Below are 12,393 nucleotides of genomic sequence, written 5' to 3'. Positions count from 1 at the left end.
CCCGCAGTAAGGGGAGGCGATATGTCGGCGATCGCAGCGGCATACGGCGCATTCGATGCGGACACGGGATGGCGGATGCTCGAGCGCATGCGCCATCGCGGGCCGGACGGGCTCGATGGTCGCGCACTCGCGCACGCCTGGATCGGCACGGCCCGACTCGCGACGAGCGACATCGCCGACCCGGAGACGTCGGCGATGCTGGGGGGTGATGCGTCGGGAACCTGGCTCGTGGGCGACGGCGAGATCATCCACGGTCGTCGATCGCGCCCGGAGGCAGCACCGGATCGACGCACGACGGCGCCAGACCTCGATGCGGCGCTCCGTCTCTTCACGGAGAGCGGCCCGCAGTCGTTCCCGCGGCTGTGGGGGTCGTTCGCCCTCGTGATCGCGGGTGACGGAGGAACGTTCGCGGCGGCACGCGACGTGTTCGGCATCGCCCCGCTCTACTGGGCACAGCGTGACGGCACGGTCCTGTTCGCCTCGGAGATGAAGGCGTTCGACGCGGACTGGCGGCGCGATGTGCGGCCGTTCCCGCCCGGCCACTCGTGGACCCCCGAGGCCGGACTCGTCGCGTTTCCGGATCCGCCGGGGCGCTCGCCCGTTCTGATGCAGAGCCGCGCGCCCGCCGAAACTCCGCCCGAATGGGTGCTCGGGGCGGTGCGGGAGACGCTCACGCGCGCCGTGGAGCGCCGGCTCGATGCGGAAGCACCCGTCGGCATCCTGCTCTCCGGTGGCGTCGACTCGAGTATCGTGGCGGCGATCGCGAGCCGGATCGCTGCGGAGCGCGGGGTCCGCCTCCCGACGTTCTCCGTGGGTATGGAGGGCTGCCGCGACCTCGAGAGCGCGCGGGCGGTCGCCCAGCATCTGCGCACGGTGCACCGCGAGCACGTCTACACTGCTAACGATGCGATCGCGCTGGTCCCGCAGATCATCGCGGATCTGGAGGGGTTCGATCCCACGCTGGTGCACAGCGCGGTACCGCACTTCCTGGTCGCAGAGCTCGCGTCTCACCATGTGGGGGTCGTGCTCGCGGGCGAGGGCGCCGATGAGCTCTTCGCCGGGTACGCGCACTTCGGTCGTCATTCGGATGCCGAAGGGCTGCACGCCGAATTGCTGGCGACACTGCGCGACATGCATGCCGGGGGCCTGCAGCGTGTGGACCGCATGGCCGCAGCGCACGGGCTCGAAGCACGATTGCCCTATCTCGACCTCGATGTGGTCGAGCTGGCCATGTCGCTTCCACCCGCCTGGAAACTCATGAACGCACGTCGACCCGCCAAGTGGTTGCTGCGCCGCGCGTTCGCGGGCTGGTTGCCCGATGACGTCCTGTGGCGACGGAAGGAGCAGTTCGGCCAGGGGACGGGGATGAGCGATGTGCTGCGGACGCACTACGGCAGCCGCGTCGGACCGCAGGACTTGGCTCAGCACGCTGCGCAGGTGGACCCGCCACTGCGCACCGGTGAGGAACTGGCCTACTACCGGATGTTCGTCGAAGCCTTGACCGGCATCGATGCCGATCGCACCGTGGTGCGGTTCGCGGAGGCGTAACCGCGAACCGCACTCGGCGCAGGGCTCGACGGATCAGGAGAGGAGACCCTGCTCCTCCAGCCACTCTTCGGCCACATCGCGCGGATCCTCGCCATCGTTGTCGACCTTGCCGTTCAGCTCGATCATCACCTCGTTGGTGAGTTCCGCGCTGATCGGGTCCAGGATCTCGGCGATGGCCGGGTACTCGTCGAGGGTCTCCTGACGCAGGGTCGCGACACCGGCGTACGGCACGAAGAAGTCGGCGTCGTCCTCGAGCACCGTCAGCTCGTTCGACGTGATGCGCGCATCGGTCGAGAAGACCTCGCCGAACTGGCAGGAGTCCCCGACCTGGGTGTAGATGAGGTTCAGGTCGAGCTCGACGACCTCGCCGAACTCGAAGCCGTAATCCTCTTCGAGCCCGGGAAGCCCGTCGTCCCGGTTGATGAACTCGCTCGCAGCGCAGACGGACGACTGATCCGAGTTGTCGTTGATGAACGCCGCCGCCTCGGTCATGTTGGTGAGCGAGTTCTCGGAGGCGAACTCATCGGTCGTTGCAATGCGATAGGTGTTCTCGAACGGTGCGGGCTCGAGCCAAGCAATACCGTTCTCGGCGTCGGCTTCGACCACGGCTCCGTAGAGGTCCTCGGGAAGATCCTCGGTGGTGTTGCCGAGAATGTTCACCCAGGCCGTCCCCGTGTAATCCCAGTAGAGATCGATCTCGCTGGTCTCCAGTGCCTCGCGCACCGTCGCGCTGCCCGAGATGCCGGTCTGGTCCGTGATGTCCGCACCCGCGTTCTCGAGCGCGACCATGCTGATCTGTGCGAGCACGTGCGACTCGGTGAACTCCTTCGAGCCGACGGTGAAGGACGCACCGGACAGCTCGCCCTCGCCGCCACCGCCTGATCCGCCGTCGCTGCAACCGGTCAGGGCGAGTGCGACCGCCGCACCGACCGCGGTGAGCGCTGCGAATGTTCTGCGCGGGGTTCTCATATGTTCTCCTCGGATCGTGGTGATGTCTCAGGACATCGGTGGGTGGACGAAGTCGTGGGCCCGGGTCACAGACCTTTCGGCCGTAGCAGGTCTTCGGCGATGCCGGCCAGGTAGTCGATGAGCAGGGCGAGCACGGCGGTCAGCACGGCTCCGACGAGCTGGACGACGAAGCGGTTCGTCGTCAGGCCGGCGACGATGATGTCGCCGAGACCCCCCGCGTTGATGTAGGTGACGAGTGTGGCGGTTCCGACATTGATGACGAGCGCGGTGCGGATCCCCGCCAGGATCACCGGCACGGCGAGCGGCAGCTCGAGGCGACGCAGCACGGTGCTCCGCGACATCCCCATGCCGCGTCCGGCCTCGAGCACGGTCGCGTCGACCTGCTCGAGCCCGACGATCGTGTTCAGGAGGACCGGGACGATGGCGTACAGCACGAGACCGAGGATCGCGGCCGGGAAGCCGAGGAAAAGGAATGCGACGGCGAGGAGGACGAGGATCGCGATCGTCGGCACCGCCTGACCGAGCGTCAGGATCGTGATGATCACCGGCCGCACGCGCCGGGTGAACCGGCGGCTGAGCAGCACGCCGAGCGGTACGGCGATGAGCAGGGTGAACACCGTCGACACGGCTGCGAGCTGCACGTGCTGCCAGATGGCGGTGGTCAGTCGAGCGGGGCTCAGTGCGCGCGCCTCGATGGTGTCGAGGGACTGCGACTGCACGTAGAGGAACAGGGCCAGGCATACGCCCGCCAGCACGAGGGGCATGGTGAGGTACCGGCCCCACGCGATTCGGCGGCCGCCTCCAGGCCGGCTCGTCACCGCGGCGGCGGGGGTGAGCCCGGTCGTCGCGGTCATTCGCGCTCCTGCGGGGCGGCCCCGCTGCCGACCTCGGCCAGCCCGGCGCGCGCTTCGCCGACGGCGACACTGCGCATCTCTCGAATCGTCTCGTTGATCTGGTCGAAGTCGATCACGCCACGGGCGACACCGGTGTCGTCGAGCACGACGGATACGCTGTGCCGCGCGGTGATGAGCTCGTTGAGCACGTCGCTCAGCGTGGCACGCGGTTCGACCGTGTGGTCGATGGGCGTTCCGAGGGCGGAGAGGGGACGGCCCTCCGGGGCGCGCAGGTCGTCCGCCAGGAGCCAGCTCACGGGTCGCCCCGCGCCGTCGACGACGAGGAGCGCGCTCTCCGGAACTCCGCGCAGTACCTCGAGGGCCGCTTCGGGCGGTGTATCGATGTCGACGGTCGGCCATTCCCGCAGCGGCACATCGGCGACGCGCGTGAGGTTCAGGCGTTTCAACGACGCACCGCGGCCGATGAAGCTGCGGACGAAATCGTTGGCCGGCGCCGTGAGGATGCGCTCGGGGGTGTCGTACTGCGCGATCCGCGATCCCTCCTGCAGAATCACGATCCGGTCGCCGAGTTTGATCGCCTCATCGATGTCATGGGTCACGAAGACGATGGTCTTGCGCATCTCGGCCTGGAGGCGCAGCAGCTCGTTCTGGAGTCGATCGCGCGTGATGGGGTCGATCGCTCCGAACGGCTCGTCCATGAGCAGCACCTCGGGGTCGGCCCCGAGCGCGCGTGCGACGCCGATGCGCTGCTGCTGACCGCCCGAGAGCTGCTTGGGGTAGCGATCGCGGTACTCCTCCGGATCCATCCCGACCGTGGTGAGCAACTCATCGACGCGGGCCGCGATGCGATCCTTCTTCCACCCCAGGAGTTTCGGCACCGTCGCGATGTTCTCGCCGATCGTGAGGTGCGGGAACAGTCCGATCTGCTGAATGACGTAGCCGATGCGGCGGCGCAGCTGGTCGGGATTCGCCTCGGTGACGTCTTCGCCGTCGAGCAGAATGCGACCGGTCGACGGCTCGATGATGCGGTTGATCATCTTCATCGTCGTGGTCTTGCCACACCCGGACGGCCCGACGAAGACGACGATCTCACCCCGCCGGATGTCGAGATCCAGCGATGCGACGGCATCGCGCTGCTGGCCTGGGTACCGCTTCGACAGGCCGTCCAAGCGGATCATGATGTCGTGCGCTGTGGTGTCGGTCATCGGAGTCCCTGAGAGGTCGTGAGGCGTCGAGCCACGTGGAAGAGGATGTCGAAGAGGATCGCGAGGACCACGACCCCGAGCGTGCCGGCCAGCACCAGGTTGACGGCTACCGGAGTGCCGACCCTCGCGAGACCCGTGAAGATGAGCTCGCCGTATCCGGGACCGTTGACGATCGCACCGATCGCCGCGATGCCGAGGAGGGTGAGCGTCGTGACCCTGATCCCCGTCAGAATGATGGGCCAGGCGAGCGGAAGTTCGATGCGCAGCAACCGCTGGATGCGGGTGAGCCCCATCCCCTGAGCCGATTCCGACACCGCGGGATCGACGCTGTTCAGACCGGCGACCGTGTTGCGGATCACAGGCATCAAGCCGTACATCGTGAGTGCCACGATGACGGGTCGCGCGCCGAGCCCCAAGGGCCCCAACAGGAGGATGAAGAGCGCGAACGATGGGATCGTCAGCATCGCGCCCGTGAGCGAGAGCACGAAGTCTCGGGCGCGACGGTTCCGATAGACGAGCACGCCGAGCCCGATACCGATCACGGAGGCGAGGACGACGGAGATGCCGACCACCGCCGCGTGGCCCAGGCCCAGCTCCCACATGTCGTCGGCGCGCTTGCCGAGAAAATCGATGAACTCTATCGCATGCTCCATTCGGTGCGGCGCGAGGGGTTCTCGGCCTGACAAGACGTACTTACTTTACAGTAGGCGATTTTCTGAACGGCCGAGTCGTGGAACGGTCACGGTGCGGTCTCTCGGATGCGTGCGGCAACGGCGCGCGCGTGCGCGTCGACCCGCACATAGGCCTCGCGCGCCAGTGCTCGCCACAACCGCACCGCGAGTTCGGGGTCATCGGCCTCCAGGGTCGCGATCGCGTCGGCGCTCAACAGTAGGGCCCGCGTGTCGGACTCGGCCTTCACAGTAGTCTCCTGCCGATCCGTGTCTGCGAGGGCGAGGTCGCCGATCATCATGCCGGCGCTGAGGGTGCTCAGCCGGAACCGGTTGCCCTCGGCGTCCGAAGCGATCGTCGACACCGCGCCGGACAGGATGAAGAAGACGCCCGCGAAGCGCTGACCGACGCGGCGGATCACCTCGCCGGAGTCGTAGGAGACGGGCTCCATGAGTGCCGTGATGACTCGAAGATCGTCGGCGTCGAGCATCGCCAGTGCCGGAGCATCCTCGATCGGCACTTCTGCGGGCATCGACTCCGCGCCGTACCGCTCGAGCAGGGTGCGTTCGCAGTGGATGATCGCGAGGTCGTGATCGTCGAACGTGTGGGTGTGCTCGTCGTCGAACGCGTGATCGATCAGTCCATCGGGATCGACCAGGATCAGCTGTCGTCCCTCCGCTTCGAAGCGCTCCGCCGTACGGGGGAGCACCGAGAGGGCCAGCGGGCCCACCTCGTTCACCCGGCGCAGGTCGAGCACCGCCATCTCCACGTCGTCGGGGAGGTCGCTCAGCTCGCGGACGACGGACTCGGTGCCGGCGAAGAAGAGATCCCCCGACAGCTCGACGACGACGGCGCGCTGGCTGTGCTCGGCGAGGACGGCCGACGCCTCCTCCGTGCGCCGGATCCGTGAGGGGACGCGGTCGATCGTGTGCGTGCTGCGGATCGCGGAGCGCCCCGCGCGCGCCGATCGCACGAAGTGGAGCTCCATGTCCTGCGAAACCCGTCGGCTCGTCGCCGTTCCCCGCACGCTGTTGCCGTGCTGGTCGAGCGGAGGCGAGAAGACCGCGAGGCCCGCCTGACCGGGGAGGACGGCCATGATGCCGCCTCCGACTCCCGACTTCGCCGGCATGCCGACGCGCGCGACCCAGTCACCGGCGTCGTCGTACATGCCGGACGTCATCATGACCGAGAGGGTGCGCTCGACGGCCTGCGGATCGAGGGCCTCCACACCCGTCACGGGGTTGGTGCCGCCGTTCGCGAGCGTCGCCCCGATCATGGCGAGGTCGCGGGTCGTGACCTGCACGGTGCACTGTCGCAGATACGTCTCGAGTGCTGCGGAAGGACGGCCGTCGATGACCCCGACCGAACTCAACAGGTAGGCGAGCGCGTGGTTGCGGTCGCTGATCGCACGCTCGCCCTGGTAGGCGCGACCGTTCGTGCGGAGTGTTCGACCCGCGCAGGCGGAGTAGGTGTCGACGATGCGCCGGATCGCGCTGCGCCCGCCCGAACCCTTGATGAGCGAGGCGATGGCGATAGCGCCGGCGTTGATCATGGCGTTCGCCGGGCGGCCCGTCTCCTCGGCGAGCGACATCTCGTGGAAGGGGTCGCCCGAGGGCTCGACATCGACCTTCGCGTCGACCGCCTCGGTGCCGAGGTCGCTGAGCGCGAGCGCGTAGCTCAGCGGCTTCGACAGCGACTGCAACAGGAACTCTTTGTCAGAGTCGCCGACCTCGTACACCTGACCGTCGACGGTCGCAAGCGCGATCGCGAAGTCGTCCGGGTCGATAGCGCCGCCCGGGATGTTCACCGGATACGGCTCGCCGTCGCGGAGTTCGGAGAACTCGTCGAGCACTCCGCGGAGGTAGGTGATGATCGGCGATTCCATGGGAGTCGAGCCTAGCCTGCGTGCTCCTCCGCAGACGAACGAGCTCGCGTGGTTGCGTCGATGCGGGCGCGAACGTAGGGCCAGAACGTGTCGGCCCAGACGGTGTACCCGCTGTCGGTCGGGTGGAAGCCGTCGACGGCGAATTCGGTGAGGATGCCGCGGATGCCCCGCGCACGAGTCGCCGCGTGCAGCGGGACCACGGTGAGGCCTCGGGCCGCGGCGAGCGTGTGGAGGATCCGGTTCGCGGTGCGCACGCGGCGCTGCGCCCGAGGGGTGAAGAAGCAGGGGAGCTCGGCGACGAGCGCGTGGTCGGGGACGGCGTCGAGAATCTCGGAGAGGTTCCGGTGGAAGACCACGGGGTCCCACTGAGCGATGTCGTTCGCGCCGATCGCCACCGTCACGACCTCGGGATCCTTCGTGAGGGGGTTCACCAGTCGGGGCAGCTGGTCGCGGGCGCAGAGCGTCGTCGTGGCGCCGGAGACCGCCAGGTTGGTCACGTGCACTGGGGCTGCGGTGTACGCCTCCATCCGGTCCACCACCTGCCCGACGTAGCTGTATCCCGGCCGGCTCGCGCCGATGCCCTGCGCCGTCGAGTCTCCGAGTGCGATGATGAAGACGTCGCCCGGGGTTTTCCGGCGCGCGCGCCACCAGTCCGCCGTCACGGGCTGCTGATCCGAGAGCGCCATGACCGGTCGGTTCGCGAACTCCGCGGCCTGCTGCCAACCGAGACGTCGGGCCACCGTTCCGAGTACGACCGTGCCGAGCGCGACGAGACCCCGGAACGGATGCACGGGCGGCATGTGCTCGGACATGCGCTCCTCCGTTCCGGGGTCTCGTGAGACGTCGATGGAGGCGTCGATTACTGAGCGACGCCCGGGTGCGTCATCGAGAGCAGGTCGAGTGCCCGATCGAGATCCGACTCCGAGACCTCTCCGCGCTCAACGTACCCGAGGTCGACGACCGCCTCCCGCACCGTGATGCCCTTCGCCACCGAGTGCTTCGCGATCTTCGCCGCGGCCTCGTACCCGATGAGTCGGTTGAGCGGGGTGACGGTCGAGGGGCTCATGCCCGCGAGCTCGGCTGCCCGGTCGAGGTTCGCCTCGAGGCCGTCCACCGTCTTGTCGGCGAGCACCGTCGCACCGTTCGCGAGCAGGCGAATCGACTCGAGCAGCGCGGTCCCCATCACCGGGATCTGCACGTTGAGCTCGAACGAGCCGGACGCTCCGGCCCATGCGATGGTCGCGTCGTTGCCGATGACCCGCGCGCACACCATGAGCACGGCCTCCGGGATCACGGGGTTCACCTTGCCCGGCATGATCGATGAACCCGGCTGCAGGTCGGGGATGTGGAGTTCGCCGAGTCCCGTGTTGGGGCCCGACCCCATCCACCGCAGGTCGTTGTTGATCTTCGTCAGCGACACGGCGATGGTGCGCAGGGCACTCGACGCCTCGACGAGTCCGTCGCGGTTGGCCTGCGCCTCGAAATGGTTGCGCGCTTCGGTGATCGGCAGGCCGCTCGACTCGGCGATCTCGGCGATGACCTTCTCCGGGAACCCGGCGGGCGTGTTGATGCCCGTGCCGACGGCGGTGCCGCCCTGCGGTACCTCCGCGACGCGGGGGAGTGCCGCCTGGACGCGCTCGATGCCGTAGCGGATCTGGGCGGCGTAGCCGCCGAACTCCTGTCCCAGCGTGACCGGGGTCGCATCCATGAGGTGCGTGCGACCCGGCTTCACGGCCTCGGCCCACAGATCGGCCTTGCGCTCGAAGGCCTGAGCGAGGTGCTCGAGTGCCGGCGTGAGCTGCTCGATCAGCGCACCGGTCACCGCGATGTGCACCGAGGTCGGGAACACATCGTTCGAGGACTGGGACGCGTTGACGTGATCGTTCGGGTGCACGGTGCCGCCGAGGTGGCGACTCGCCAGCGTTGCGAGCACCTCGTTCATGTTCATGTTCGACGAGGTGCCCGAACCGGTCTGGTAGGTGTCGACGGGGAACATGTCGTGGTGGTCGCCGCCGATGATCTCGTCCGCAGCGGCGACGATCGCGTCGGCGATCCCCGAGTCGAGAATGCCGAGCTCGCCGTTCGCGATGGCCGCCGCGCGCTTGATCCGGGCCAGCGCGATGATCTGAGCTGGCTCGAGTCCCGACCCCGAGATCGGGAAGTTCTGGACGGCGCGCTGCGTCTGCGCGGCGTAGAGGGCGTTCTTCGGAACGCGGACCTCTCCCATGGTGTCGTGCTCGATGCGGTAGTCGGTCTCTGCGGTCACGGTGATCCTTCGTTCGGTGGCTGGGGGTCTGAGGCGGTTACGCCCGCGACGCGAGGTCGGGTGCGCCGCTGGAAGCGAGGTCGAGGGGGCCGACGGCTGAAAGCGGCACGGCGAACCCCTCGGCGAGGCGGTACTGGCATCCGACCACGGCGAGCTGCCCGGCGGCGACGGCGTCGCTGATGATGCGCGAGCTCCGCAGGAGTTCGCTCACGGTGGCCGCGAGGTGGATGCGACCGACGTGGTCCGCATCGATGTTCGCCGGATCGGCGTACGGGGTGTCCGTGTGCTCGGCGAGCCACAACTGCTGCACCGACGGCACGATCGATCCCAGCACGTTCTCGACAGCCTGCGGCACCGGCGTCGGGGTGCTCGACGCGCGATCGATCGCGGCCGCGACAGCGCCGCACGAGTCGTGCGCGAGCACGACGATGATCGCGACACCGAGCTCGCTCACCGCGTACTCCATGGACGCCGTGATCGATTCCGCGACGACGTGGCCCATGTTGCGCGCGACGAACAGATCGCCGAGCCCGGCATCGAAGATGATCTCGGCCGAGAGGCGCGAGTCGGCGCAGCCGAACAGTGCCGCGTCCGGCGTCTGCACGGCCTGCAGTTCACTGCGGCGCTCGACGTCCTGCCTCGGGTGCTGGGGGGTGCCCTCGATGAATCGGGTGTTGCCCTGGCGCAGGGCGTCCCACGCCTGCTGCGGGGTCACGCGGGGTGCGGTCACGCGTTCTCTCCTTCGGTTGTTCGGCTCTATTCCACGGCCTGCTCGGCGACGGACGTCGCCAGGGCGTCGATCGACTCGGCGCTGTCGGTCCCGTACACCAGCAGAGTAGTGTCGCCGCCGACTCCCTGCACGCCGTACAGCATGTTCGCCTCGTCGGGGTTCCGATCCCGGTGGTCGTAGACCGTCCAGTCGACCCCGCCGAGCGCGGTCTCGCCCGTTGCGGACTGCTGCTCCATCTGCGTGGCGATCCACCGGTCCTCGACCGGGGCGCCGTCGGGCGTGAACGCCTGCACCACGGCGGCGTACCGTTCGTCGTCGGTGGTGTACCCGATGTACCAGTACGTGATCCGGGTGTCCGAGTCGTGCCGCAGTTCGGCCTGCTTCGCTTTCCAGCCCTCGGGAACCTCGGGCGCGACGAGCGTGTGACCCGCGCTGGGCGAGGCTTCGGCGGCGAGCGAGGCGACATCGACCTCGTGCTCGGAGAACCCTCCGGTGCCGCGCGGGACGATGAGGACCATGAGGAGGACCAGCGCCAGGCTTACGAACAGCGAGAGGACGAGGTTGTTCACCGTCTTCCGCTCGCGGTACAGACGGCTGTCGCGCGCTTTCCGCGTTGCCGTCTCCTGAGGGGTCTCGGGTCGTCCGAGTTCGGCGACGACCGCGGGTGGCTTCTGCTTCCGCGCCATTACTCCGCGTCGCCTCCGACCGTCTCCGATGCGGCATCGGACGTCCCTGCGTTGCGGGCCTGCTCGAGCCGCTTTCGCGCGCCGAGCAGCCACTCCTCGCAGCGGGCTGCCAGCGCTTCGCCGCGCTCCCAGAGCTGCAGGGACTCCTCGAGGGTGGTGCCGCCCTGCTCCAGGCGGTTCACGACCTGGATCAACTCGTCGCGCGCCTGTTCGTAGCTCAGCTCATCGGGTGCGGCGATGGCATCGGCCGGCGTCGAGTCAGACATGCCCTCAACTCTACCCCTCGTCGCGCGGTCCCCCCTCGGAGACCGCGGAGAGCCGGCCCCCGGCCAGCGAGAGGCGCAGCGACGCGCCCTCGGGTGCCTGCACCGGGTCCCGCAGCACGGTCCCGTCGCCGAGCTGGGCGATGGCGTACCCGCGCTCGAGCGTCGATTTCGGAGAAAGCGCGGACAGACGGAACCGGTCTTCGGCGAGCGATCGCTCGCGATCCTCGACGGCGCGATCCGCCAGCTCCGTTCCGCGCGCGATCCAGCGCACCAGTTCCTCCGCGCGCTGGTCGACGATGCGCTCGGGGTCGGCGAGGACGGGGCGCATCCGCAACTGCCCGATCCGCTCCGTCTCGGCGGTGAGCAGGTGACCCAGGCGCGAAGTGAGTCGTCCGCGCGCCTGATCGATGCCGGCGAGCTCTTCGCCGACGTCCGGCACGATGCGCTTCGCCGCATCGGTCGGCGTCGACGCCCGGAGATCGGCGACCTCGTCGAGCAGCGGCCGGTCCGCCTCGTGACCGATCGCACTGACGATCGGTGTCGTCGCCGCGGCCGCCGTGCGCAGCACCTGCTCGTCGCTGAAGGGCAGCAGATGCAGGAAGTCGCCGCCGCCGCGGGCGACCACGATGACATCGACCTCGGGGTCCGCATCGAGTGCACCGATCGCGGCGGCCACCTCGCTTGCGGCGCGATCCCCCTGCACCGCGCTGTGCCGCACGCGGAACTGCACGCCGGGCCAGCGCAGCGTCGCGTTGCGGATCACATCCTTCTCGGCATCGGAGTCGCGACCGGTGACGAGTCCGATGCGGTGGGGGAGGAAGGGGAGCCGCCGTTTGCGTGATGCATCGAACAGGCCTTCGCGCTGCAGCTGGGAACGGAGCCGCTCCAGCCGTTCGAGCAGCTCGCCGACGCCGACGTGCGAGAGGTCGAAGACCTGCACCGTGAGCGACCCGCCCTTGACCCAGAAGTTCGGCTTCACCAGCGCGATCACTCGATCGCCCTGCGCGAAGTCGCTGGTGAGCCGCTGCGCGACGGACCGCCAGACGGTGAAGCTCACCGTCGCATCCTGCTCGAGGTCCCTGAGTCGCCCGTAGACGTGGCCGCCGCGCACCTGCCACTGCGTGATCTCGCCCTCGATCCAGAGCTGCCCGAGACGGTCGATCCAGTCGCGGATCTTCTGACTCATGAGTGCGACCGGCCACGGCTGCTCTCGAGTGGCGGGCGCGGGCGAGGAATCTGCCATGTTCCGACCCTACCGGGAGCTCCGCACTGAGGTCGGGCCCAGCGCGGGCGCGTAACATGGGGTGCATGGTGG

At 68.6% G+C, this 12,393-nt stretch carries 12 protein-coding genes; 1 reads left to right on the top strand and 11 read right to left on the bottom strand.

Annotated elements, in window-relative coordinates; all coding sequences use genetic code 11:
- The first annotated feature begins 21 nt into the window (after positions 1-21).
- Positions 22-1,548: an asparagine synthase-related protein gene (locus J4H85_RS13265; RefSeq protein WP_208240616.1), complete on the top strand. Its 1,527-nt coding sequence runs from the start codon at positions 22-24 to the stop codon at positions 1,546-1,548.
- Between the two features lie 33 nt (positions 1,549-1,581).
- Here J4H85_RS13265 and J4H85_RS13260 read toward each other — a convergent pair whose 3' ends face one another.
- The 11 genes from J4H85_RS13260 to xseA all read right to left on the bottom strand — a co-directional run bounded on the left by J4H85_RS13260 (position 1,582) and on the right by xseA (position 12,321).
- Positions 1,582-2,517, bottom strand: a complete 936-nt coding sequence (locus tag J4H85_RS13260) for a glycine betaine ABC transporter substrate-binding protein (protein ID WP_208240615.1) — start codon at positions 2,515-2,517, stop codon at positions 1,582-1,584.
- Positions 2,518-2,582: 65 nt separating this feature from the next.
- A complete protein-coding gene (locus J4H85_RS13255) occupies positions 2,583-3,371 on the bottom strand; it encodes an ABC transporter permease (RefSeq protein WP_208240613.1) in 789 nt (262 codons plus the stop codon).
- A complete protein-coding gene (locus J4H85_RS13250; RefSeq protein ID WP_208240611.1) occupies positions 3,368-4,576 on the bottom strand; it encodes an ABC transporter ATP-binding protein in 1,209 nt (402 codons plus the stop codon). The genes J4H85_RS13255 and J4H85_RS13250 overlap by 4 nt, the downstream gene beginning before the upstream one ends.
- Complete coding sequence (locus tag J4H85_RS13245) at positions 4,573-5,229, bottom strand: ABC transporter permease (protein WP_243893837.1); 657 nt, start codon at positions 5,227-5,229, stop codon at positions 4,573-4,575. Before J4H85_RS13245 ends, J4H85_RS13250 begins: the two co-directional genes overlap by 4 nt.
- A gap of 86 nt (positions 5,230-5,315) precedes the next feature.
- Positions 5,316-7,130: a glutaminase A gene (gene glsA / locus J4H85_RS13240; protein ID WP_208240609.1), complete on the bottom strand. Its 1,815-nt coding sequence runs from the start codon at positions 7,128-7,130 to the stop codon at positions 5,316-5,318.
- 11 nt (positions 7,131-7,141) lie between these two features.
- Positions 7,142-7,942 (bottom strand): SGNH/GDSL hydrolase family protein, encoded by an 801-nt coding sequence (locus J4H85_RS13235; RefSeq protein ID WP_243893836.1) that lies wholly within the window; start codon positions 7,940-7,942, stop codon positions 7,142-7,144.
- A 47-nt stretch (positions 7,943-7,989) separates the two neighbouring features.
- A complete protein-coding gene (locus tag J4H85_RS13230) occupies positions 7,990-9,396 on the bottom strand; it encodes a class II fumarate hydratase (RefSeq protein ID WP_208240607.1) in 1,407 nt (468 codons plus the stop codon).
- Positions 9,397-9,433: 37 nt separating this feature from the next.
- Complete coding sequence (locus J4H85_RS13225) at positions 9,434-10,126, bottom strand: carbonic anhydrase (RefSeq protein WP_208240605.1); 693 nt, start codon at positions 10,124-10,126, stop codon at positions 9,434-9,436.
- Positions 10,127-10,152: 26 nt separating this feature from the next.
- The gene (locus tag J4H85_RS13220; RefSeq protein ID WP_208240603.1) at positions 10,153-10,812 is read right to left on the bottom strand and encodes a DUF4245 domain-containing protein; all 660 of its coding nucleotides are present in this window, start codon (positions 10,810-10,812) and stop codon (positions 10,153-10,155) included.
- Positions 10,812-11,078: an exodeoxyribonuclease VII small subunit gene (locus tag J4H85_RS13215; protein ID WP_208240601.1), complete on the bottom strand. Its 267-nt coding sequence runs from the start codon at positions 11,076-11,078 to the stop codon at positions 10,812-10,814. Before J4H85_RS13215 ends, J4H85_RS13220 begins: the two co-directional genes overlap by 1 nt.
- 10 nt (positions 11,079-11,088) lie before the next feature.
- On the bottom strand, positions 11,089-12,321 hold the full coding sequence (xseA, locus tag J4H85_RS13210; RefSeq protein ID WP_208240599.1) for an exodeoxyribonuclease VII large subunit: 1,233 nt from the start codon (positions 12,319-12,321) through the stop codon (positions 11,089-11,091).
- Positions 12,322-12,393: the final 72 nt, after the last annotated feature.

Origin of the sequence: Leucobacter tardus, assembly GCF_017583045.1 — a bacterium.
Lineage (GTDB): Bacteria > Actinomycetota > Actinomycetes > Actinomycetales > Microbacteriaceae > Leucobacter > Leucobacter tardus.
Note: the sequence above shows the minus strand (reverse complement) of the source record. Positions and strands in the feature narration are given on the sequence as shown.

Bases quoted from the DNA above. Each gene is read 5' to 3' on its own strand.
- J4H85_RS13250 (WP_208240611.1), bottom strand. From the start codon at position 4,576: ATGACCGACACCACAGCGCACGACATCATGATCCGCTTGGACGGCCTG.
- J4H85_RS13220 (WP_208240603.1), bottom strand. From the start codon at position 10,812: ATGGCGCGGAAGCAGAAGCCACCCGCGGTCGTCGCCGAACTCGGACGA.
- J4H85_RS13235 (WP_243893836.1), bottom strand. From the start codon at position 7,942: ATGTCCGAGCACATGCCGCCCGTGCATCCGTTCCGGGGTCTCGTCGCG.
- J4H85_RS13260 (WP_208240615.1), bottom strand. From the start codon at position 2,517: ATGAGAACCCCGCGCAGAACATTCGCAGCGCTCACCGCGGTCGGTGCG.
- xseA (WP_208240599.1), bottom strand. From the start codon at position 12,321: ATGGCAGATTCCTCGCCCGCGCCCGCCACTCGAGAGCAGCCGTGGCCG.
- J4H85_RS13245 (WP_243893837.1), bottom strand. From the start codon at position 5,229: ATGGAGCATGCGATAGAGTTCATCGATTTTCTCGGCAAGCGCGCCGAC.
- J4H85_RS13255 (WP_208240613.1), bottom strand. From the start codon at position 3,371: ATGACCGCGACGACCGGGCTCACCCCCGCCGCCGCGGTGACGAGCCGG.
- glsA (WP_208240609.1), bottom strand. From the start codon at position 7,130: ATGGAATCGCCGATCATCACCTACCTCCGCGGAGTGCTCGACGAGTTC.
- J4H85_RS13265 (WP_208240616.1), top strand. From the start codon at position 22: ATGTCGGCGATCGCAGCGGCATACGGCGCATTCGATGCGGACACGGGA.
- J4H85_RS13215 (WP_208240601.1), bottom strand. From the start codon at position 11,078: ATGTCTGACTCGACGCCGGCCGATGCCATCGCCGCACCCGATGAGCTG.